The sequence below is a fragment of the Streptomyces sp. NPDC049887 genome (assembly GCF_040656535.1).
GTDB lineage: Bacteria > Actinomycetota > Actinomycetes > Streptomycetales > Streptomycetaceae > Streptomyces.
This window is the reverse complement of the sequence record NZ_JBFAMM010000017.1, coordinates 69,348-90,453: the sequence shown is the minus strand read 5'-3', so window position 1 is coordinate 90,453 and position 21,106 is coordinate 69,348. Positions and strand designations below refer to the sequence as shown.

Annotated in this window: 18 protein-coding genes; 16 read left to right on the top strand and 2 right to left on the bottom strand. The window is 71.0% G+C overall.

From position 1 onward, the window contains the following. Positions 1 to 255: 255 nt before the first annotated feature. From AB0J10_RS21235 to AB0J10_RS21160, 16 genes are all read left to right on the top strand, one after another. A complete protein-coding gene (locus AB0J10_RS21235; protein WP_093661633.1) occupies positions 256 to 615 on the top strand; it encodes an NADH-quinone oxidoreductase subunit A in 360 nt (119 codons plus the stop codon). 14 nt (positions 616 to 629) lie between these two features. Further along, on the top strand, positions 630 to 1,184 hold the full coding sequence (locus AB0J10_RS21230) for an NADH-quinone oxidoreductase subunit B (protein ID WP_007383964.1): 555 nt from the start codon (positions 630 to 632) through the stop codon (positions 1,182 to 1,184). An 88-nt stretch (positions 1,185 to 1,272) separates the two neighbouring features. Next, positions 1,273 to 2,001, top strand: coding sequence for an NADH-quinone oxidoreductase subunit C (locus AB0J10_RS21225; protein WP_363063778.1), 729 nt, complete (start codon positions 1,273 to 1,275; stop codon positions 1,999 to 2,001). Continuing rightward, positions 1,998 to 3,320 carry an NADH-quinone oxidoreductase subunit D gene (locus tag AB0J10_RS21220; RefSeq protein WP_363063776.1) on the top strand — a complete coding sequence of 441 codons (1,323 nt, stop codon included), beginning with the start codon at positions 1,998 to 2,000 and terminating at the stop codon, positions 3,318 to 3,320. Before AB0J10_RS21225 ends, AB0J10_RS21220 begins: the two co-directional genes overlap by 4 nt. 17 nt (positions 3,321 to 3,337) lie before the next feature. After that, the gene (nuoE, locus tag AB0J10_RS21215; protein ID WP_363063919.1) at positions 3,338 to 4,195 is read left to right on the top strand and encodes an NADH-quinone oxidoreductase subunit NuoE; all 858 of its coding nucleotides are present in this window, start codon (positions 3,338 to 3,340) and stop codon (positions 4,193 to 4,195) included. Further along, complete coding sequence (nuoF, locus tag AB0J10_RS21210) at positions 4,195 to 5,559, top strand: NADH-quinone oxidoreductase subunit NuoF (protein ID WP_363063774.1); 1,365 nt, start codon at positions 4,195 to 4,197, stop codon at positions 5,557 to 5,559. The genes nuoE and nuoF overlap by 1 nt, the downstream gene beginning before the upstream one ends. Beyond that, positions 5,556 to 8,084, top strand: coding sequence for an NADH-quinone oxidoreductase subunit G (locus AB0J10_RS21205; RefSeq protein ID WP_363063772.1), 2,529 nt, complete (start codon positions 5,556 to 5,558; stop codon positions 8,082 to 8,084). Before nuoF ends, AB0J10_RS21205 begins: the two co-directional genes overlap by 4 nt. Then, positions 8,081 to 9,490 carry an NADH-quinone oxidoreductase subunit NuoH gene (nuoH, locus tag AB0J10_RS21200; RefSeq protein WP_363063770.1) on the top strand — a complete coding sequence of 470 codons (1,410 nt, stop codon included), beginning with the start codon at positions 8,081 to 8,083 and terminating at the stop codon, positions 9,488 to 9,490. The genes AB0J10_RS21205 and nuoH overlap by 4 nt, the downstream gene beginning before the upstream one ends. Further along, positions 9,483 to 10,124: an NADH-quinone oxidoreductase subunit NuoI gene (gene nuoI / locus AB0J10_RS21195; protein WP_363063768.1), complete on the top strand. Its 642-nt coding sequence runs from the start codon at positions 9,483 to 9,485 to the stop codon at positions 10,122 to 10,124. The genes nuoH and nuoI overlap by 8 nt, the downstream gene beginning before the upstream one ends. Beyond that, complete coding sequence (locus AB0J10_RS21190; protein ID WP_363063766.1) at positions 10,121 to 11,020, top strand: NADH-quinone oxidoreductase subunit J; 900 nt, start codon at positions 10,121 to 10,123, stop codon at positions 11,018 to 11,020. The genes nuoI and AB0J10_RS21190 overlap by 4 nt, the downstream gene beginning before the upstream one ends. Further along, a complete protein-coding gene (gene nuoK, locus AB0J10_RS21185) occupies positions 11,017 to 11,316 on the top strand; it encodes an NADH-quinone oxidoreductase subunit NuoK (protein ID WP_093661653.1) in 300 nt (99 codons plus the stop codon). The genes AB0J10_RS21190 and nuoK overlap by 4 nt, the downstream gene beginning before the upstream one ends. Positions 11,317 to 11,330: 14 nt before the next feature. Continuing rightward, positions 11,331 to 13,235 carry an NADH-quinone oxidoreductase subunit L gene (gene nuoL / locus AB0J10_RS21180; protein WP_363063764.1) on the top strand — a complete coding sequence of 635 codons (1,905 nt, stop codon included), beginning with the start codon at positions 11,331 to 11,333 and terminating at the stop codon, positions 13,233 to 13,235. Positions 13,236 to 13,240: 5 nt separating this feature from the next. Continuing rightward, positions 13,241 to 14,866, top strand: coding sequence for an NADH-quinone oxidoreductase subunit M (locus tag AB0J10_RS21175; protein ID WP_363063762.1), 1,626 nt, complete (start codon positions 13,241 to 13,243; stop codon positions 14,864 to 14,866). Then, positions 14,863 to 16,512, top strand: coding sequence for an NADH-quinone oxidoreductase subunit NuoN (gene nuoN, locus AB0J10_RS21170; protein ID WP_363063760.1), 1,650 nt, complete (start codon positions 14,863 to 14,865; stop codon positions 16,510 to 16,512). Before AB0J10_RS21175 ends, nuoN begins: the two co-directional genes overlap by 4 nt. Before the next feature lie 160 nt (positions 16,513 to 16,672). Beyond that, complete coding sequence (locus tag AB0J10_RS21165) at positions 16,673 to 16,822, top strand: hypothetical protein (RefSeq protein ID WP_283300345.1); 150 nt, start codon at positions 16,673 to 16,675, stop codon at positions 16,820 to 16,822. A gap of 219 nt (positions 16,823 to 17,041) precedes the next feature. Beyond that, complete coding sequence (locus AB0J10_RS21160; RefSeq protein ID WP_363063757.1) at positions 17,042 to 17,392, top strand: hypothetical protein; 351 nt, start codon at positions 17,042 to 17,044, stop codon at positions 17,390 to 17,392. A 225-nt stretch (positions 17,393 to 17,617) separates the two neighbouring features. Here AB0J10_RS21160 and fahA read toward each other — a convergent pair whose 3' ends face one another. Both fahA and AB0J10_RS21150 read right to left on the bottom strand, forming a co-directional pair. Next, positions 17,618 to 18,847 (bottom strand): fumarylacetoacetase, encoded by a 1,230-nt coding sequence (gene fahA, locus AB0J10_RS21155; RefSeq protein ID WP_363063755.1) that lies wholly within the window; start codon positions 18,845 to 18,847, stop codon positions 17,618 to 17,620. Between the two features lie 106 nt (positions 18,848 to 18,953). After that, positions 18,954 to 21,062: a CocE/NonD family hydrolase gene (locus AB0J10_RS21150; protein ID WP_363063753.1), complete on the bottom strand. Its 2,109-nt coding sequence runs from the start codon at positions 21,060 to 21,062 to the stop codon at positions 18,954 to 18,956. Positions 21,063 to 21,106: the final 44 nt, after the last annotated feature.

The following is a 21,106-nucleotide window of genomic DNA, read 5'->3' as shown; positions in this document are numbered from 1 at the left end:
AAATGGTCACCTTTTGTAGCCGCTCGTGCGCTTCCCGTATGAAGATCACCGCTCATCCGGCTTCATGATCCTTCGTCAGGTGGTGGAGATCACAAAGTCGTTGCGTACCCCGTGTCGCAGATCACAGACCGGCGGGCATAGGATGCGGAGCAGTCGGGCTTGTGAACTGCCTCACATGAGCATGATCTTCGCGGGGCGGCGAGGCGAGTCCCGGTGCGGTCCAACGGTCAAGGACGACTGGAAGGAGCGAGGAGCGTGAATGCCTACGCGCCCATCCTCGTGCTCGGCGCCCTAGGGGCAGGCTTTGCGATCTTCTCCGTGGTCATGGCCACGCTCGTCGGCCCGAAGCGGTACAACCGCGCGAAGCTCGAGGCCTACGAGTGCGGTATCGAGCCGACGCCGACGCCGGCCGGAGGGGGCCGCTTCCCGATCAAGTACTACCTGACGGCGATGCTCTTCATCATCTTCGATATCGAGATCGTCTTCCTCTATCCATGGGCCGTCACGTTCGACGCCCTGGGGATCTTCGGGCTCGTGGAGATGCTGCTCTTCGTGCTCACCGTCTTCGTCGCCTACGCCTACGTCTGGCGGCGCGGCGGCCTGGAATGGGACTGAGGGGCTGAGGAGCAATGGGACTCGAAGAGAAGCTGCCGAGCGGCTTTCTGCTGACCACCGTCGAGCAGGCCGCGGGCTGGGTGCGCAAGGCGTCCGTCTTCCCCGCGACCTTCGGCCTCGCCTGCTGTGCCATCGAGATGATGACGACCGGTGCCGGCCGCTACGACCTGGCCCGCTTCGGCATGGAGGTCTTCCGCGGCTCGCCCCGGCAGGCCGACCTGATGATCGTGGCCGGGCGGGTGAGCCAGAAGATGGCGCCCGTCCTGCGGCAGGTCTACGACCAGATGCCCAATCCCAAGTGGGTGATCTCCATGGGGGTTTGCGCATCCTCAGGCGGAATGTTCAACAATTACGCGATTGTGCAGGGTGTTGACCACATTGTTCCCGTTGACATCTATCTGCCCGGCTGCCCCCCTCGGCCGGAGATGCTGATGGACGCCATCCTCAAGCTCCACCAGAAGATCCAGAGCTCGAAGCTCGGGGTGAACGCGGAGGAAGCGGCCCGCGAGGCGGAGGAAGCGGCACTCAAGGCGCTCCCGACGATCGAGATGAAGGGGCTGCTCCGGTGAACGGCGCGCACACGGCCGCCACGCGGCAGACGACGGCACCCGCACCCCTGCGCCGTGCGGGCGGGGAAGCGATCAAGGGGGTGCGCAAGTGACCGACCAGCCGAACCCGGAGAAGGAGCTCTCCGAGCAGAACCTGCCGGGACAGCGCGGTGAGCACGGCGAGGAGATCCGCGTCCAGCGCGGCATGTTCGGCGCCGGCGACGGCGGCGACACCTCCGGCTACGGCGGACTCGTCCGCTCCGTCCGGCTGCCCGGCGCCGCGACCCGCCCCTACGGCGGCTGGTTCGACGAGGTCGCCGACGAGCTCGAAGGCGCCCTGGAGGAGCAGGACCTCCTCCCGGAGAACGCGATCGAGAAGACCGTCGTCGACCGCGACGAACTCACCTTCCACATCGCGCGCGAGCACCTCGTCAGGGTCGCCAGGACACTGCGCGACGACCCCGCGCTCCGCTTCGAGCTGTGCACCGGCGTCAGCGGGGTCCACTACCCCGGGGACCAGGGGCGCGAGCTGCACGCCGTCTACCACCTGCGCTCGCTCACCCACGGCCGGCTGATCCGGCTGGAGGTCAGCGCCCCGGACGCGGACCCGCACATCCCGTCGCTCGTCGAGGTCTATCCGACCAACGACTGGCACGAGCGCGAGACCTACGACTTCTTCGGTCTGGTCTTCGACGGCCACCCCGCCCTCACCCGAATCATGATGCCGGACGACTGGCAGGGCTTCCCGCAGCGCAAGGACTACCCGCTCGGCGGCATCCCCGTCGAGTACAAGGGCGCCCAGATCCCGGCTCCGGACCAGCGGAGGTCGTACTCGTGACCACCTCATCGGCAAGCTCGCGCGAGACCACCGAGGGGACCGTCCACACGGTCACCGGCGGTGACTGGGACGAGGTCGTGGAGACCGCGGCCAAGGCCGACGACGAACGCATCGTCGTCAACATGGGACCCCAGCACCCCTCCACCCACGGTGTGCTCCGGCTGATCCTCGAGATCGAGGGCGAGACCGTCACCGAGGCCCGCTGCGGCATCGGGTACCTGCACACCGGGATCGAGAAGAACCTCGAGTACCGGACGTGGACGCAGGGGACGACCTTCGTCACGCGCATGGACTACCTGACGCCGTTCTTCAACGAGACGGCGTACTGCCTCGCCGTGGAGCGGCTCCTCGGCATCGAGGACCAGGTCCCCGACCGCGCCTCGGTCATCCGCGTGCTCCTGATGGAGCTCAACCGGCTCTCCTCGCACCTGGTGTGCATCGCGACCGGCGGCATGGAGCTGGGCGCGACCACGATCATGATCTACGGATTCCGTGATCGTGAACTCATTCTCGACATCTACGAACTCATCACCGGCCTGCGGATGAACCACGCGTACATCCGACCCGGCGGCCTCGCCCAGGACCTGCCCCCGGGCGCGGTCGACCAGATCCGCGAGTTCGTGAAGACGATGAAGAAGAACCTTCCCGAGTACGACAAGCTCGCCACCGGGAACCCGATCTTCAAGGCCCGGATGCAGGACATCGGCCACCTCGACCTCGCCGGCTGCATGGCACTCGGTGCGACGGGCCCGATCCTGCGCTCCACCGGTCTCCCGCACGACCTGCGCAAGACCGATCCGTACTGCGGGTACGAGAACTACGAGTTCGACGTCCCGACCGCGGACACCTGCGACGCCTACGGCCGCTTCCTCATCCGGCTGGAGGAGATGCGGCAGTCGCTGCGGATCGTCGAGCAGTGCCTGGACCGGCTTGCCCCCGGCCCGGTGATGGTCGAGGACAAGAAGATCGCCTGGCCCGCGCAGCTCGCGCTCGGCCCGGACGGCCTCGGCAACTCCCTCGACCACATCAAGAAGATCATGGGCACCTCCATGGAGGCCCTGATCCACCACTTCAAGCTGGTGACCGAGGGCTTCCGGGTCCCGGCCGGACAGGCGTACGCGGCCGTCGAATCCCCCAAGGGCGAGCTCGGCGTCCATGTCGTCTCGGACGGCGGCACCCGCCCCTACCGGGTCCACTTCCGCGACCCGTCCTTCACCAACCTGCAGGCCATGGCGGCGATGTGCGAGGGCGGCCAGGTCGCCGACGTGATCGTCGCCGTCGCGTCCATCGACCCCGTGATGGGAGGCGTCGACCGGTGACAGACGTATCGCTCGGCATGCCCCAGCTCCCCGCCCCTGACTACCCGGCGGAGGTGCGCACGAGGCTGGAGACGGACGCCCGGCAGATCATCGGCCGCTACCCGGACAGCCGGTCCGCGCTGCTGCCGCTGCTGCACCTCGTGCAGTCGGAGGAGGGCCACGTCACCCGCACCGGCATGCGGTTCTGCGCGGAGGTCCTGGATCTGACGACGGCCGAGGTCACCGCGGTCGCGACCTTCTACTCGATGTACCGCCGCAAGCCGTCCGGCGACTACCAGGTCGGCGTCTGCACCAACACCCTCTGCGCCGTGATGGGCGGCGACGCGATCTTCGACGACCTCAAGGAGCACCTCGGTGTCGGCAACGGCGAGACCACCGAGGACGGCAAGGTCACCCTCGAACACATCGAGTGCAACGCGGCCTGCGACTTCGCCCCCGTCGTGATGGTCAACTGGGAGTTCTTCGACAACCAGACCCCCGAGTCGGCCCGCCGGCTCGTCGACGACCTGAGGGCCGGGCGGAGCGTCGAACCCACCCGCGGCGCCCCGCTGTGCACGTTCAAGGAGACCGCCCGCATCCTGGCCGGCTTCCCCGACGAGCGCCCCGGAGCCGTCGAGGCCACCGGCGGTGCCGGCCCCGCCTCCCTCGTCGGCCTCCGGCTGGCCAGGGGCGAGGCCCCCCAGCCGCGGGTCGTCCACCCACGCGGCGCCGCCCCGCAGGACGAGCCGCCCGGTGAGCACCTCAGCTCCCATGCCCGCCCGTCGCCCGACCACCACCCCTCGACGAGTCCCGCCGGGACGCAGAACGACTCACAGGACACGTCGGCGTCCGACCCGGCCCACCCGGCCGGCCCGGTTTCCGAGGAGGGGGAGTGATGACCGTGTCCACCGAGTACGGGCCGGAGGCCGGCGACGGGACCAGCCCCGAGAAGCTGCTCATGCCCGTCCTTTCCGCCTTCTGGGACCAGCCTGAGTCCTGGACCCTGGAGACCTACCGCGAGCACGAGGGCTACGAGGGACTGCGCAAGGCCCTCGCCATGGCCCCCGACGACCTGATCGCGTACGTGAAGGACTCCGGGCTGCGAGGCCGCGGCGGCGCCGGATTCCCCACCGGGATGAAGTGGCAGTTCATCCCGCAGGGCGACGGCAAGCCGCACTACCTCGTCGTCAACGCCGACGAGTCGGAGCCGGGCACCTGCAAGGACATCCCGCTGCTGTTCGCCAACCCCCACTCCCTCATCGAGGGCATCGTGATCGCCTGCTACGCGATCCGGTCCGACCACGCCTTCGTCTATCTGCGCGGTGAGGTCGTCCCCGTACTGCGCAGGCTGCACGAGGCCGTCCGCGAGGCGTACGCCGCCGGATACCTCGGCAAGAACATCCTCGGCAGCGGACTCGACGTCGAACTCACCGTGCACGCCGGCGCCGGCGCGTACATCTGCGGCGAGGAGACCGCCCTGCTGGACTCCCTGGAGGGCCGCCGGGGGCAGCCCCGCCTGCGGCCGCCCTTCCCCGCGGTCGCCGGTCTGTACGCCTGCCCCACCGTGGTGAACAACGTCGAGTCCATCGCGTCCGTTCCCGCGATCCTCAACAAGGGCAAGGAGTGGTTCCGCTCCATGGGCAGCGAGAAGTCCCCCGGCTTCACGCTGTACTCGCTGAGCGGCCACGTCGCCCGCCCCGGCCAGTACGAGGCTCCGCTCGGCATCACGCTGCGCCAGCTGCTCGACATGGGCGGCGGCATGCGCCCCGGGCACCGGCTGAAGTTCTGGACGCCCGGCGGCTCCTCCACCCCGATGTTCACCGACGAGCACCTCGACGTGCCGCTGGACTACGAGGGCGTCGGCGCCGCTGGGTCGATGCTCGGCACCAAGGCGCTCCAGTGCTTCGACGAGACGACCTGCGTCGTCCGGGCCGTCACCCGCTGGACCGAGTTCTACGCCCACGAGTCCTGCGGCAAGTGCACGCCCTGCCGCGAGGGCACCTACTGGCTCGTGCAGTTGCTGCGCGACATCGAGGCCGGCAAGGGCGTCATGGAGGACCTCGACAAGCTGAACGACATCGCCGACAACATCAACGGCAAGTCGTTCTGCGCCCTCGGCGACGGCGCCGCTGCGCCGATCTTCTCCTCGCTGAAGTACTTCCGCGAGGAGTACGAGCAGCACATCAGCGGCCGGGGCTGCCCCTTCGACCCCGCGAAGTCCACGGCCTGGGCCGTGTCGAACCTGGAGGTGGACGCATGACCGTCACCACGTCCGCCGCGAACGCCGGCGGCGGGAGCGCCGCGGTCCCGCCGGAGGACCTGGTCACGCTGACCATCGACGGTGTCGAGATCTCCGTACCGAAGGGCACCCTGGTCATCCGGGCCGCCGAGCAGCTCGGCATCGAGATCCCCCGGTTCTGCGACCACCCGCTCCTCGACCCGGCCGGCGCCTGCCGGCAGTGCATCGTCGAGGTCGAGGGCCAGCGCAAGCCGATGGCCTCCTGCACCATCACCTGCACCGACGGCATGGTCGTCAGGTCGCAGCTCACCTCGCCCGTCGCGGAGAAGGCGCAGAAGGGCGTGATGGAGCTGCTGCTCATCAACCATCCGCTCGACTGCCCGGTCTGCGACAAGGGCGGCGAGTGCCCGCTGCAGAACCAGGCCGTCTCGCACGGCCAGGCCGAGTCCCGCTTCGAGGGCAGGAAGCGGACGTACGAGAAGCCGGTCGCCATCTCCACCCAGGTGCTGCTCGACCGCGAGCGGTGCGTGCTGTGCGCGCGCTGCACCCGCTTCTCCAACCAGATCGCCGGCGACCCGATGATCGAACTCCTGGAGCGCGGCGCGCTCCAGCAGGTCGGCACGGGCGAGGGCGACCCCTTCGAGTCCTACTTCTCCGGGAACACCATCCAGATCTGCCCGGTCGGCGCGCTGACCTCGGCGGCCTACCGGTTCCGCTCCCGGCCCTTCGACCTCGTCTCGTCGCCGTCCGTCTGCGAGCACTGCGCGGGCGGCTGCGCGACCCGCACCGACCACCGGCGCGGAAAGGTCATGCGGCGGCTCGCCGCCGAGGACCCCGAGGTCAACGAGGAGTGGATCTGCGACAAGGGGCGGTTCGCCTTCCGCTACGCCCAGCAGCGCGACCGGCTCACCACCCCGCTCGTCCGCAACAGGGAGACCGGTGAGCTGGAGCCCGCGAGCTGGCCGGAGGCGCTGGAGGCGGCGGCCACCGGACTCGCGGCGGCACGCGGCCGGGCCGCGGTGCTCACCGGCGGCCGGCTCACCGTCGAGGACGCCTACGCGTACGCCAAGTTCGCCCGGATCGCCCTCGGCACGAACGACATCGACTTCCGGGCCCGGGTCCACTCCTCGGAGGAAGCCGACTTCCTGGCCGCCCGCGTCGCCGGCCGCGGCCGGGACCTGGACGGCAAGGGCGTCACGTACACCTCCCTGGAGAAGGCGCCGGCGGTCCTGCTCGCGGGCCTCGAGTCGGAGGAGGAGGCCCCCGGCGTCTTCCTCCGGTTGCGCAAGGCCGCGCGAAAGCACGGTCAGCGGACGTTCGCCCTCGCCACGCACGCCACCCGAGGGCTCGCGAAGGCCGGGGGCGTGCTGCTGCCGGCGGCCCCCGGCACCGAGCCCGAGTGGCTGGACGCGCTCGCGTCCGGCACCGGGCTCGAGGGCGACGGTGCCACGGCCGCCGAGGCGCTGCGGGCCGAAGGCGCCGTGATCCTCGTCGGTGAGCGGCTGGCCGGGGTGCCGGGCGCCCTGAGCGCGGTCGCGCGCACCGCCGCGGCCACCGGCGCCGAGCTGGTCTGGATCCCGCGCCGGGCCGGCGAGCGCGGCGCAGTCGAGGCCGGCGCCCTGCCGTCGCTGCTGCCCGGCGGCCGTCCCGCCACCGACCCGCGGGCCCGCGAGGAGACCGCGGCGGCCTGGGGCGTGCGCGAACTGCCGCACCGCTACGGCCGGGACACCGGGCAGATCGTGGAGGCCGCGGCCAACGGGGAACTGGCCGCCCTGGTGGTCGCCGGCGTCGAGGTCGCCGACCTGCCCCACCCGGCACGCGCCCGGGAGGCGCTCGACTCGGTCGGCTTCCTGGTCTCGCTGGAGCTGCGGCCCTCCGAGGTCACCTCGCGGGCCGACGTGGTCTTCCCGGTCGCGGCCGTGGCCGAGAAGCCGGGCACGTTCCTCAACTGGGAGGGCAGGGCACGGCTCTTCGAGGCCGCGCTCAAGCCCGACCAGATGACCCGTCCGCTGCCGCCGGTGGACGCGCGGGTGCTGCACATGCTCGCCGACGCACTCGACGTGCACCTCGCCCTGCCCGACATCCGGTCCGTACGGCGCGAGATGGACCGGCTCGGCGGCTGGACCGGCCCCCGGGCGGACCAGCCCGCCGAGTCCGCCCGGCCGCTGCCCCGTCCCGGCGAGGGCGAGGCGGTACTGGCCGGTCACCGGCTCCTGCTCGACCAGGGGCTCCTGCAGGAGGGCGACGAGGCGCTGGCCGGCACCCGGCACGCGGCCGTCGCCCGGCTCTCCGCCACCACCGCGGCCGAGACCGGGGTCAAGGACGGCGACCTGCTCGCCGTCAGCGGCCCATCCGGATCCGTACAGCTCCCGCTCCAGGTGACCGAGATGCCCGACCACGTGGTGTGGCTACCGCTCAACTCGGCCGGCGCCGGCGTGCTGAGCGACACGGGCGTGACGCCCGGCCGGCTCGTCCGCGTCGGCCCGGCGGGAACGGCCGGCCACGGGACCACCGGCCCCGACGACGTACCGGAGGTGCGCGCGTGAACCCGGCACTCCTCGACCAGACGCTGCTCGCGGCGGAGGACCTCTCGCTGTTCGGGCGGGACCCCTGGTGGCTCGTCGTCGTCAAGGCGGTCTTCTGCTTCGCCTTCCTGATGGTGACCGTGCTGTTCTCCATCGTGTGGGAGCGCAAGGTCGTCGCGTGGATGCAGCTGCGCATCGGCCCCAACCGCCACGGCCCGTGGGGCCTCCTCCAGTCCCTCGCGGACGGCGTCAAGCTGATGCTCAAGGAGGACGTGATCGTCAAGCGCGCGGACAGGGTGGTCTACGTCCTCGCGCCGATCGTCGCGGCCATCCCGGCCTTCATGGCGATCGCCGTCATCCCGTTCGGGCCGGCCGGCAACGAGATCTCGATCTTCGGCCAGCGGACCACGATGCAGCTCACCGACCTGCCGATCGCGATGCTCTACATCCTCGCGGTCGCCTCGGTCGGCATCTACGGCATCGTGCTCGCAGGCTGGTCGTCCGGCTCGACGTACCCGCTGCTCGGCGGACTGCGCTCCTGCGCCCAGATGATCTCGTACGAGATCGCCATGGGGGCCGCGTTCGCCTCGGTCTTCCTCTACTCCGGCTCGATGTCGACCTCGACGATCGTGGAGGCGCAGGCGGACCGCTGGTACGTCCTGCTGCTGCCCGTCTCGTTCCTCATCTACATCGTGACGATGGTCGGGGAGACCAACCGGGCCCCGTTCGACATGCCGGAGTCCGAGGGCGACCTCGTGGGCGGCTTCAACACCGAGTACTCGTCGATCAAGTTCGCGATGTTCATGCTCGCCGAGTACGTGAACATGGTCACCGTCGCGGCGGTCTCCGTCACCCTCTTCCTGGGCGGCTGGCGGGCCCCGTGGCCCGTCAGCACCTTCTGGGAGGGCGCGAACCACGGCTGGTGGCCGATGCTCTGGTTCGTCATCAAGGTGCAGTTGCTGCTCTTCTTCTTCATCTGGCTGCGCGGCACGCTCCCGCGCGTCCGCTACGACCAGTTGATGAAGCTCGGCTGGAAGGTGCTCATCCCGGTCTCGGTCGTCTGGCTGATGCTCGTCGCGACCGTAAGGGCGCTGCGCAACGACGGCCGCGACTTCTCCCAGATCGTGCTGTACGTCGGCGGCGCGGTCCTCGCCGTACTGCTGTTGTCCTTCGTCGCGGACCTCTTCCGCGGCCGCAGGGAACGGGCCGAGGCCGAGGCGGCCGAGGAGGCGGAGGCCGAACAGGGCGGGGCGCCCGGGGCGTTCGACCCGATGGCCGGCGGTTTCCCGGTGCCCCCGCTGCCCGGACAGGTGCTGCCTCAGGTTCCGCGCAGGCGGCCCCGTCGCGACCGCGAGCTGATTGTCAGTGGCGGCGCGAATACTGACAGTGACGGTCCTCGTGACGGAAAGGAGGCTGACGGTGTCTGAGCGACCCGAGGATTCCGGGAGCGCGTTCCAGAACCCGGTCGCCGGCTTCGGCGTGACCTTCAAGGCCATGTTCAAGAAGCGGCTGACCGAGCAGTACCCGGAGCAGCAGAAGACGACGGCGCCGCGCTTCCACGGCCGGCACCAGCTCAACCGGCACCCGGACGGGCTGGAGAAGTGCGTCGGGTGCGAGCTGTGCGCCTGGGCCTGTCCGGCCGACGCCATCTATGTGGAGGGCGCGGACAACACCGAGGAGGAGCGGTACTCGCCCGGCGAGCGGTACGGCCGCGTCTACCAGATCAACTACGCCCGCTGCATCCTCTGCGGGCTGTGCATCGAGGCGTGCCCGACCCGGGCGCTCACGATGACCAACGAGTTCGAGCTCGCCGACAGCTCCCGAGAGAACCTGATCTACACCAAGGAGCAGCTGCTGGCCGGTCTGGAGCCCGGCATGGTCGACACCCCGCACGCGATCCACCCCGGCACGGACGAGCAGGACTACTACCGGGGGCTGGTCACCGAGGCCGCACCCGGCACCGAGCGCCAGGTCGCCGTGTCCAAGGGGGAGGAGCCGCAGGAAGCGGCCTCCTCCTTCGGGCCGGAGGAGCCGGCGGCGAAGAAGGGGGTCGACGCATGAGCGCCCTGGCCGCCGCGACCTCCACCGGCGAGGCCGTGCAGTTCTGGGTGCTCGGCACCGTCGCCGTCGTCGGGGCGCTGTGCACCATCCTGATGAAGAAGGCCGTGCACAGCGCGCTGTGCCTCGCCGGGACCATGATCGTCCTTGCGGTCTTCTACCTCGCCAACGGCGCGTACTTCCTGGGCGTCGTCCAGATCGTCGTCTACACCGGCGCGATCATGATGCTCTTCCTGTTCGTCGTCATGCTCGTCGGTGTCACAGCCGCGGACTCCCTCAAGGAGACCCTGAAGGGCCAGCGCTGGTGGGCGGCCCTCTGCGGCATCGGCTTCGGTGTCCTGCTGATCGCGGGCATCGGCCACGCCTCACTGGGGCCCGGGGCCTTCATCGGACTCGGCGAGGCCAACGCGGCGGGCAACGTCGAGGGTCTGGCGGCGCTGATCTTCACCAAGTACGTCTTCGCGTTCGAGATCACCGGCGCCCTGCTCATCACAGCGGCGGTCGGCGCGATGGTGCTCACCCACCGGGAGCGCACCGAGCGCGCGAAGACCCAGCGGGAACTGGCCGAGCAGCGCGTGCGCGAGGCGACCGCGCTCCCGTCGCCCGACCGCCACCCCTCGTCGGTGGCCTACGGCTGGAAGCTCCCGACGCCGCTGCCCGCCCCGGGCGTGTACGCCCGCCACAACGCGGTGGACATCCCCGGTCTGCTCCCCGACGGCACCCCGTCGGAGCTCAGCGTCAGCAAGACGCTGCGCTCCCGCGGCCAGGTCCGGGACGTGTCCCGTGAGGCGCTGAACGACCTCAGGGCGCTGGAGCGCCGCTCCGAGGAGCGCCTCGACCGGGACCGGGACGAGCTGGGCCGGGACGGCCGGCGCGACGGACAGGAGGCCAAGCGGTGAATCCCGTCAACTATCTCTACCTCGCCGCCCTGTTGTTCACCATCGGCGCGGCCGGCGTACTGATCAGGCGGAACGCGATCGTCGTCTTCATGTGCATCGAGCTGATGCTCAACGCCTGCAACCTCGCGCTCGTCGCCTTCTCCCGGATGCACGGCAATCTCGACGGCCAGATCATCGCCTTCTTCACGATGGTCGTCGCCGCCGCCGAGGTCGTGGTCGGGCTCGCGATCATCGTGTCGCTGTTCCGTTCCCGCCACTCGGCCTCGGTCGACGACGCCAGTCTGATGAAGCTGTAAGGGGTCGCAGACTCGTGGACAACGCAGAGAACCTGATCGCGCTGCTGGTCGCGGCGCCCCTGCTCGGCGCGGCCGTGCTGCTGCTCGGAGGGCGCCGGCTCGACCGCTCGGGCCACTGGATCGGCACCGCGCTCGCCGCCGCCTCCTTTGTCGTCGCCGTCGTGCTCTTCGCCGACATGCTCGGCCGGCCCGGCGACGACCGCACTCTCCACCAGTACCTGTTCAGCTGGATCCCGGTCGGCGGCTTCCAGGCGGACGTCGCCTTCCAGCTCGACCAGCTGTCGATGACCTTCGTCCTGCTGATCACCGGCGTCGGCTCGCTCATCCATCTGTACTCGGTGGGGTACATGGAGCACGACGAGCGCCGCCGCCGCTTCTTCGGCTACCTCAACCTGTTCCTCGCGGCGATGCTCCTGCTCGTGCTCGCCGACAACTACCTGTTGCTGTACGTCGGGTGGGAGGGCGTCGGCCTCGCCTCGTACCTGCTCATCGGCTTCTGGCAGCACAAGCCCAGCGCGGCGACGGCGGCGAAGAAGGCCTTCCTGGTCAACCGGGTCGGCGACATGGGCCTGTCCATCGCCATCATGCTGATGTTCACCACCTTCGGCACCTTCGCCTTCGGGCCGGTGCTCGGGTCCACGGGCGAGGCGTCCGAGGGCACGCTGACCGCCCTGGGCCTGCTCCTGCTGCTCGCCGCCTGCGGCAAGTCCGCCCAGGTGCCGCTGCAGTCCTGGCTCGGGGACGCGATGGAGGGCCCGACGCCGGTGTCGGCCCTGATCCACGCGGCGACCATGGTCACCGCCGGCGTCTACCTGATCACCCGCTCCGGGGCGATCTTCAACGCCGCCCCGGACGCCCAGCTCGCCGTCGTCACGGTCGGCGCGGTCACGCTCCTCTTCGGTGCGATCGTCGGTTGTGCGAAGGACGACATCAAGAAGGCGCTGGCCGGCTCGACGATGTCGCAGATCGGCTACATGATCCTGGCGGCGGGCCTCGGCCCGATCGGATACGCCTTCGCGATCATGCACCTGGTCACCCACGGCTTCTTCAAGGCCGGGCTCTTCCTCGGTGCCGGTTCGGTCATGCACGGCATGAACGACGAGGTGGACATGAGGAAGTACGGCGGCCTGCGGAAGTACATGCCGATCACCTTCGTCACCTTCGGCCTCGGCTACCTCGCCATCATCGGTTTCCCCGGCCTGTCCGGCTTCTTCTCCAAGGACAAGATCATTGAGGCCGCCTTCGCCAAGGGCGGTACCGAGGGCTGGATCCTCGGAGGCGCGGCCCTGTTGGGCGCCGCCATCACCGCCTTCTACATGACGCGCGTGATGCTGATGACCTTCTTCGGCGAGAAGCGCTGGCAGCCCGACGACAAGGGTGAACTGCCGCATCCGCACGAGTCGCCGAGGACCATGACGATCCCGATGATCGTGCTCGCCTTCGGCTCGGTGTTCGCCGGCGGGCTGTTCTCCTGGCACGAGTCGTTCGTGAAGTGGCTGGAGCCGGTCACCAGCTTCGACCACGGCCATTCGCCGCTCAGCGCCACCACGGTCACGACCGCCACGGTCGCGGTGATGGTCCTCGGCGTCGCGCTCGCCTGGCTGCAGTACGGCCGCCGCCCGGTGCCGGTCACCCCGCCGCGCGGCTCGCTGCTCACCCGGGCCGCCCGCCGCGACCTCCTCCAGGACGACTTCAACCATGTTGTCCTGGTCCGCGGCGGCGAGCACCTGACCCGGTCGCTCGTGTACGTGGACCACAGCCTGGTCGACGGGGTCGTCAACGGCACGGCGGCCTCGTTCGGCGGCCTCTCCGGCCGGCTCCGCAAGCTGCAGAACGGCTACGCCCGCACCTACGCGGTCACGATGTTCGGAGGTACGGCGGTGCTGATCGCCGCGACCCTGCTGATGAGGGCGGTGTAACCGACATGTCCTTCCCGCTCCTCACCGCGGCGGCGGCGCTCCCGGCGCTCGGCGCGATCGCCACCGCCGCCGTCCCGGCCGGCCGGCGCACGGCCGCCAAGTGGCTGGCGCTGCTGGTCTCCCTGGGCACGCTCGTGCTCGCGGCGGTGATCGCCGTACGGTTCGAGCCCGGCGGCGACCGCTACCAGCTCACCGAGTCCCACGCCTGGATCGCGGACTTCGGCGTCCGCTACGAACTGGGCGTGGACGGGATCGCGGTGGCGCTGATCGCGCTGACCGCCGTGCTGATCCCGCCGATCATTCTGGCGGGTTGGCACGATGCCGACCCTTCCCCCGCCGCCGGCGCGGACACCCCTGCCGGGACGAAGCCCTACCGGTGGCGGCCGACCCAGGGATTCTTCGCCCTGATCCTGTCGGTCGAGGCGATGGTGATCCTCTCCTTCGAGGCCACCGACGTCTTCCTCTTCTACATCCTCTTCGAAGCCATGCTCATCCCGATGTACTTCCTCATCGGCGGCTTCGGGGACCGTGCCGCACCCGCTCGGCAGGCCACTGCCGCAGCGGGGGGCGGCGACGGGAACGCGGCGGCCCAGCGCTCCTACGCCGCGGTGAAGTTCCTGCTCTACAACCTGGCCGGCGGACTCATCATGCTGGCCGCGGTCATCGGGCTCTACGTGGTCGCGGGGAACTTCTCGCTGACGGAGATCGCCGAGGCCCGTGCCAACGGCACGCTGGAGATGGCCACCGGCACCGAGCGGCTGCTGTTCCTCGGCTTCTTCTTCGCCTTCGCGGTGAAGGCGCCGCTGTGGCCGCTGCACACCTGGCTGCCCAACGCGATGGGGGAGTCGACCGCCCCGGTCGCCGTGCTGATCACGGCCGTGGTCGACAAGGTCGGCACGTTCGCGATGCTGCGCTTCTGCCTGGGGCTGTTCCCGGAGGCGTCCGAGTGGGCGACCCCGGTGATCCTGGCCCTCGCCCTGGTCAGCATCGTCTACGGTGCGCTGCTCGCCGTCGGACAGCGCGACATCAAGCGCCTGATCGCCTACGCGTCGATCTCCCACTTCGGCTTCATCATCATGGGCATCTTCGCGATGACCACCCAGGGGCAGTCCGGGGCGACGCTCTACATGGTGAACCACGGGATCTCGACCGCCGCGCTGATGCTGGTGGCCGGCTTCCTGATCTCGCGGCGTGGTTCCCGGCTCATCGCCGACTACGGCGGAGTGCAGAAGGTCGCCCCGGTCCTCGCCGGCACCTTCCTCATCGGGGGACTGGCGACCCTGTCGCTGCCGGGACTCGCGCCGTTCGTCAGTGAGTTCCTGGTCCTCGTCGGGACGTTCGCGCGCTATCCGGTCGTCGGCATCATCGCGACCTTCGGCATCGTGCTCGCCGCGCTCTACACGCTGGTGCTGTACCAGCGGACGATGACCGGGCCGGTGAAGGAGGAGGTGCGGAGCCTGCCGGATCTGCGGCTGCGTGAACTGGTGGTGGTCACGCCGCTGATCGCGCTGCTCATCTTCCTCGGCGTCTATCCGAAGCCGCTGACGGACATCGTCAACCCGGCCGTCGAACACACCATGTCCGACGTCCAGAAGAAGGACCCCCAGCCCGAGGTGGAGGCGGCCAAGTGAGCACGACAGCTGTCCACAGCCTGTGGACGACGGCGGCCGAGCCGCTGGACAGGATCCCGGCCCCGCACATCGAGTACGCACAGCTCGCGCCCACGCTGATCGTGGTCGGCGCGGCGATCCTCGGTGTGCTGGTCGAGGCCTTCGTCCCCCGCAGGAGCCGCCACTACACACAGGTGTTCCTCGCCGTCGTGGCCCTGACCGCCGCGTTCGCCGCGGTCGTCGGCCTGGCCGCCGGCGGTTACGGCACGACCAAGGCGCACATCGCGGCGATGGGCGCCATCGCGGTCGACGGCCCCGCCCTGTTCCTGCAGGGCACCATCCTGTTGGCGTCGCTGGTCGCGGTGTTCACGTTCGCCGAGCGCCGGCTCGACCCCGCGGCCCACGGCGAGCGCGTCGACTCCTTCGCCGCACAGGCCGGCTCCGTACCGGGCAGCGACAGTGAGAAGGCCGCGGTCAAGGCCGGGTTCACCACCACCGAGGTGTTCCCGCTGGCCCTGTTCGCCGTGGCGGGGATGATGGTCTTCCCCGCGGCGAACGACCTGCTGACGCTGTTCATCGCCCTGGAGGTCTTCTCCCTCCCGCTGTACCTGCTGTGCGCGCTGGCCCGCCGCAAGCGGCTCATGTCGCAGGAGGCCGCGGTGAAGTACTTCCTCCTCGGCGCCTTCTCCTCCGCGTTCCTGCTCTTCGGCATCGCCCTGCTGTACGGCTACGCCGGCTCGGTCGCCTACGCCCGCATCGCCGACGTCGTCGACGGCACCGTCCAGACCATCGACCCGGCGCTCGCCGGCACGATGGGCAACGACGCCCTCCTGCTCATCGGTGGGGCGCTGATCCTGACGGGGCTGCTCTTCAAGGTGGGCGCGGTGCCGTTCCACATGTGGACCCCGGACGTCTACCAGGGTGCACCGACCCCGGTCACCGGCTTCATGGCGGCGGCCACGAAGGTCGCGGCCTTCGGCGCACTGCTCCGGCTGCTGTACGTGGTGCTGCCCGGGCTGCGTTGGGACTGGCGGCCGGTCATGTGGGCGATCGCCATCGTCACCATGCTGGGCGGCGCGATCGTCGCCATCACCCAGACCGACATCAAGCGGCTCCTGGCGTACTCCTCGATCGCACACGCCGGTTTCATCCTCGCCGGTGTCATCGCGGTGACGCCGGAGGGCGTTTCGTCGGTGCTCTTCTACCTGCTCGCGTACTCCTTCGTCACCATCGGTGCGTTCGCGGTGGTCACGTTGGTGCGCGACGCCGGTGGCGAGGCCACCCACCTCTCCAAATGGGCGGGCCTCGGCAGGCGGTCGCCGCTGGTCGCGGCCGTCTTCGCGGTGTTCCTGCTGGCTTTCGCCGGTATCCCGCTGACCTCCGGATTCTCCGGGAAGTTCGCCGTGTTCCGGGCGGCGGCGGAGGGAGGCGCCGGGGCACTGGTCGTGGTCGGTGTGATCTCGTCCGCGATCGCCGCGTTCTTCTACATCCGGGTCATCGTGCTGATGTTCTTCAGCGAGCCGAAGCCGGAGGGCCCGACGGTCGCCGTCCCCTCCCCGCTGACGATGTCGGCGATCGCGGTCGGCGTCGCGGTCACCCTGGTGCTCGGCGTGGTACCGCAGTACTTCCTGGACCTGGCCGGCCAGGCGAGCGTGTTCGTGCGGTAGGCGGCGGTCCGCGGGGACGCCCCGCTAGGTCGGCGCCGGGGTCCGGCACCTCTCGGAGGGGTGCCGGGCCCTCGCGCTGCCCAACGCCCACCCGGCCTGGCCGTCCGAATGCGACTAGGCTCGATCACGGGGCGAGGCCGTCGGGTCGAGGAGGATCGTCATGATCGACCAGTACCAGGAGCCCGAGTACACCACCCCTTCCCAGGCCGAGGGCGAGGACCGGGAGTCGACCGAGGAACAGCACCCCGACGTCGACCGGACCACGCCGTCCCAGGCCGAGGGCGAGCGCGTCACGGACGACAGGACCTGACCGCCGGCCCCACCGGACCGAGATCCGGCCTCCACGCGGGTCGGGTCGGCACCCGCGCCGCCCGGTTCCGACCCCGTCCGGCTTCGACCGGCACCGGTCCCGCCCCCGCCGCGTCTCCGTCCTCCTGCCCGGTACGTTCCCGCCCGGCCCGGGCAACCCGGGATCAAGGTCCGGCGTCCTCCAGGGCGCCGGACCTTGATCGTGGACACGGGGGACATCGTGGGCGCTTCAGCGGAGCAGTCGCAGCGGACCGGGGAGCCGGGTCCTCCGGACCGGTCAGGGGACTCCGGCCGGGGGGAGGAGCCGAAGCGGCCGAGCAGTGCTGACACCTGGCCGGCGGCGGTGCTGCTCCCGGCTCTCCTGCTGCTGCGGTTCTTCGGGGAGCAGGGGTGGGCCTACTGGACGGGGGCCGTCATCGGGGTGCTCGGCATGGCGGGCGTCGCCGTGGAGGGCACGGCGGCGGTACGGCATCTGCTGAACGGCCGCAGGCCGTGGGTCGCGGTCTGGGTCCTCCTGGCCCTCGGGTCGGGGTCGCTGGTCCTGGTGCTCAGACTGGCCGAGCACTGGTGACCCTCCGGGCCCCGGCCCGGCTTCCGCGGGGCTCCGCGAGGCCCGGCCGCTCCCGGGCCGTGACGGTCAGGTGCGGCGGCCACGACGGTGCCGAGGCCCGGTCCCCGTCCACGAGCCGCTCGGCGCGCGGGAGCAGGCCGGTCCCGCGGCGGTCAGGAGCCCGAGCGGAGCCCCTGACCCGATGCCATGAGGTGGTGCGGGGCGCCACCCCGACCCGACGGTTTCCTACGCGAGGGCGGACGCGATCCGGCCGGTGACCTCGCCGAGGCCGACCTTCACGCCGTCGGGGCCCGGTGCCCACGCCGTGATGGTGACCTCGTCGCCGTCCTCCAGGAACGTCCGCTTCCCGTACGGCAGTTCCAGCGGGTCGCGGCCGTTCCAGGTGAGTTCGAGGAGCGAACCGCGCTGGTGCACTTCGGGGCCGCTGACCGTGCCGGAGCCGTACAGGTCCCCGGTGCGCAGCGAGGCGCCGTTGACGGTCATGTGGGCCAGTTGCTGGGCCGCGGTCCAGTACATGGTCGCGAACGGCGGCTCGGACACGATCTGCCCGTTGACGGCCACGGAGATGCGCAGGTCGAAGCCGCCCGGCTCCTCGTCGCCCGAGTCGTCGAGGTAGGGCAGCAGGCCGAAGTCCCGGGCGGGCGGGGAGACCCGGGCCGCGTCGAGGGCCTCCAGCGGGGTGACCCAGGCGGACACGGACGTGGCGAACGACTTGCCGAGGAACGGGCCGAGGGGCACGTACTCCCAGGCCTGGAGGTCGCGCGCGGACCAGTCGTTGAGCAGCTGGAGACCGAAGACATGGTCGCGGAAACCGTTCAGCGGGACGGGCCGGCCGAGTTCGGACGGGGTGCCGACGACGAAGCCGACCTCGGCCTCGATGTCCAGCTTGACCGACGGGCCGAAGACGGGAGCCGGGTCGGCGGGGGCCTTCCGCTGTCCGGAGGGGCGGACGACCTCCGTGCCGGAGACGACGACGGTGCCGGAGCGGCCGTGGTAGCCGATCGGCAGGTGCTTCCAGTTGGGCGTGAGCGGCTCGCCGTCCGGGCGGAAGATGCGGCCGACGTTGGTGGCGTGGTGCTCGCTGGCGTAGAAGTCGACGTAGTCGGCGACGTCGTAGGGGAGATGGAGCGTCACCGAGCCGAGCGGGTGGAGCAGCGGCTCGATGTCCCGGCGGTGGGCCGGCACCGTCACCCATGCGGTGAGCGCGCGGCGCACGTCCCGCCAGGCGGTACGGCCGGCCGCGAGCAGCGCACCCAGGCCGGGCTGGGCGAGCAGGGCGGCGTACGGGGAGCCGAGCGTGTGCGCCACGGCGCCGGCGTCGAGCACGTGGTCGCCGATCCGGACCCCGAGCCGGCGCCGGTCCGGCTCGTCCGCCGTGGTGAAGACGCCGTACGGGAGGTTGTGCGGGCCGAAGGGATCGCCCTCGGCCAGATCGAGCGGGCTCTGCTCGGGCATCGGTGCTTGCCTCGCTTTCCACGTGTGTGGAGGACACGTTACGTGGACAGTGCAGTCGGCGTCAGGGCCCGCTCGGACACCCTGCGCGCGCCCGGCGATGGTCCCGTCAGCCCTCGCTCCTCGGGATCCGCCTCCGCCAGGTGCGGTGGAAGACCACCTCGCGGCCGTGCCGGCACACCACCTCGTCGGTGGTGGTGAAGTGCTCCTCGTCGCAGCCGATGTCGGAGCGGGTCTCGACCGTGGTGTCCCAGGCCAGCTCCGGGCGGTGGAGGCGGATCGTCCATTCGCACCGGGCCCTCGCGGACAGCGGGTCCCGTTCCTGGATCGTGTACGACTCCGCACTCCGCTCGGTGAGTTCGAGGCCGTCCGGGTGGACGCGGGTGCCGCGGTCGCCGGAGAGTTCCAGCCGCCATTCGCCCTTGGCGACATCGCGGACGATCAGCCGTCCGGGGCGCGGCGGATCGAGCGTGACGGGGGTGACGACGCCGAGCGGCTCGGCGTGCTCCGGTGCCTCGAAGGCGATCGTGCCGAACGCCTCCGGGCCCGCGGCGGCACTGCGCACGGGGAGTTCGAGGAAGGAGCCGTCCGGGTGGAGGGTGAAGCCCGCGGAGTCCGCACGGGGCCAGATCCACGGCCAGTAGGCGGAGGAGACGGCCAGCCGGATGCGATGGCCGGGGGCGAAGGCGTGGCCGGCGGCGGCGAGCTCGAAGGATACGGCGTCGGTGGCCCCGGCCGGCCAGTCGACCGAGCGGTCCGGCCCGGTCCGGGCCGAGAGGTCGAGCGCGCCCCGTGTGACGAGTGTCGACGAGCCGTCGGGCGCCACGTCGCACAGCCGGGCGACGGCCAGTCCGTGCGGCACGTCCAGACGGAGCCGCAGGATCACGCGCGGACGTCCCAGGATCTCGGTCCGCTCCGCGACCTCGAACTCGAAGCTCACGGATTTGGCGTCCTCGTCCCGCTGGTCGGGTGGCAGATCGGCGTCCTCGCCGAAGGGGGTGAAGCTGCCGGCGTCGAGCCCGGTCTGCTGCGGCGAGTCGACGACCTGCGGCGGCCCCTGGAACGCGTACGCCACCGGGGTGATCCGGGGGGACGGCCAGTCGGGCTCGCCGTCCCAGCGGCCGGGCAGTTCGTCGTACGCCGTGGCGGGCGGGTGGGACTCGGTGATCCAGATCCGGAGCAGCGGTTCCGCCATCACGCCGATGGCGGCGCCCGCACCGGTGCGGGCGTCCGTGCCCGCACCGGGGGAGGGGCCGGCGGAGCTCGGCCGGCCAGTGCCGCCGTGCCCGGCGCGGTCCCGGGCGTCGCCGTGCAGCCAGTGGTCCCACCAGCGCAGCGTCTCCTGGAGGAAGCCGATCGCGGGGCCCGGGGGCCGCTCCTGGTCCGGGTACTCGCGCGGCCAGGGACCGATGATCCCCCGCGTCCGTGCCGGGTCCAGCTCGCGGACCAGCCGCAGCACGGTGTCCCGGTGCGGGTCCTGCCAGCCGCCGACGGCGAGCACCGCCGCCCGGATCGCGGCGTAGTCCTCGCACACGCTGCCCCGCTCCCAGTACACGTCCCGTGTGCGGTGGGCGAGCCAGGTGTGGTGGAGGGGTTCGAGAGCCTCCAGCCGGGTCTGCCACATCCGGCTCCAGTCCTCTCCGGCGTGGAGCGGGTCGGGCGGCCGGGCGCTGAGGGCGAGCAGTTCCGCCGCCCAGGACGCGGTGCCTGCGGCGGCGACCGCGCCGCCGATGCGGTGCACGTCGTTGTCGTACCGGTCGTCGGTGGCGCAGACCGCGACGACGGCCTTCAGCGGCTCCGGCGCGAGCGCCGCGATCTGCAGGGCGCTGGTGCCGCCCCAGGAGACCCCGAACATGCCCACACGGCCCGTGCACCACGGCTGCCGGGCGAGCCATTCGACGACGGCCGCCCCGTCCGCCGGGACGGTCGCCGCGTACTCGTCGCCGGGCACGCCCTCGCTGTTGCCGTGGCCGCGGACGTCGACGCGTACGGAGGCGTAGCCGTGCCCCGCGTACCAGGGGTGGCGCTGCCGGTCCGAGGCCGCGGTCCGGTCGCTCAGCCGGGAGGGGAGGTATTCGAGCAGGGCGGGGACCGGCTCGTCGGTGACCGGCCGCCAGACGCGGCCGTGGAGCAGGGTGGTGCCCCCGCAGGCGTCGGGCACCGGGATGCGGACGTCGTCCTGGCGGGTCTCGTACGGGTAGTCGGTGCGGATCCTCATGACGCGGACCCCGGCGGATCCGGCACACCCCTCCGGGTGTCCGC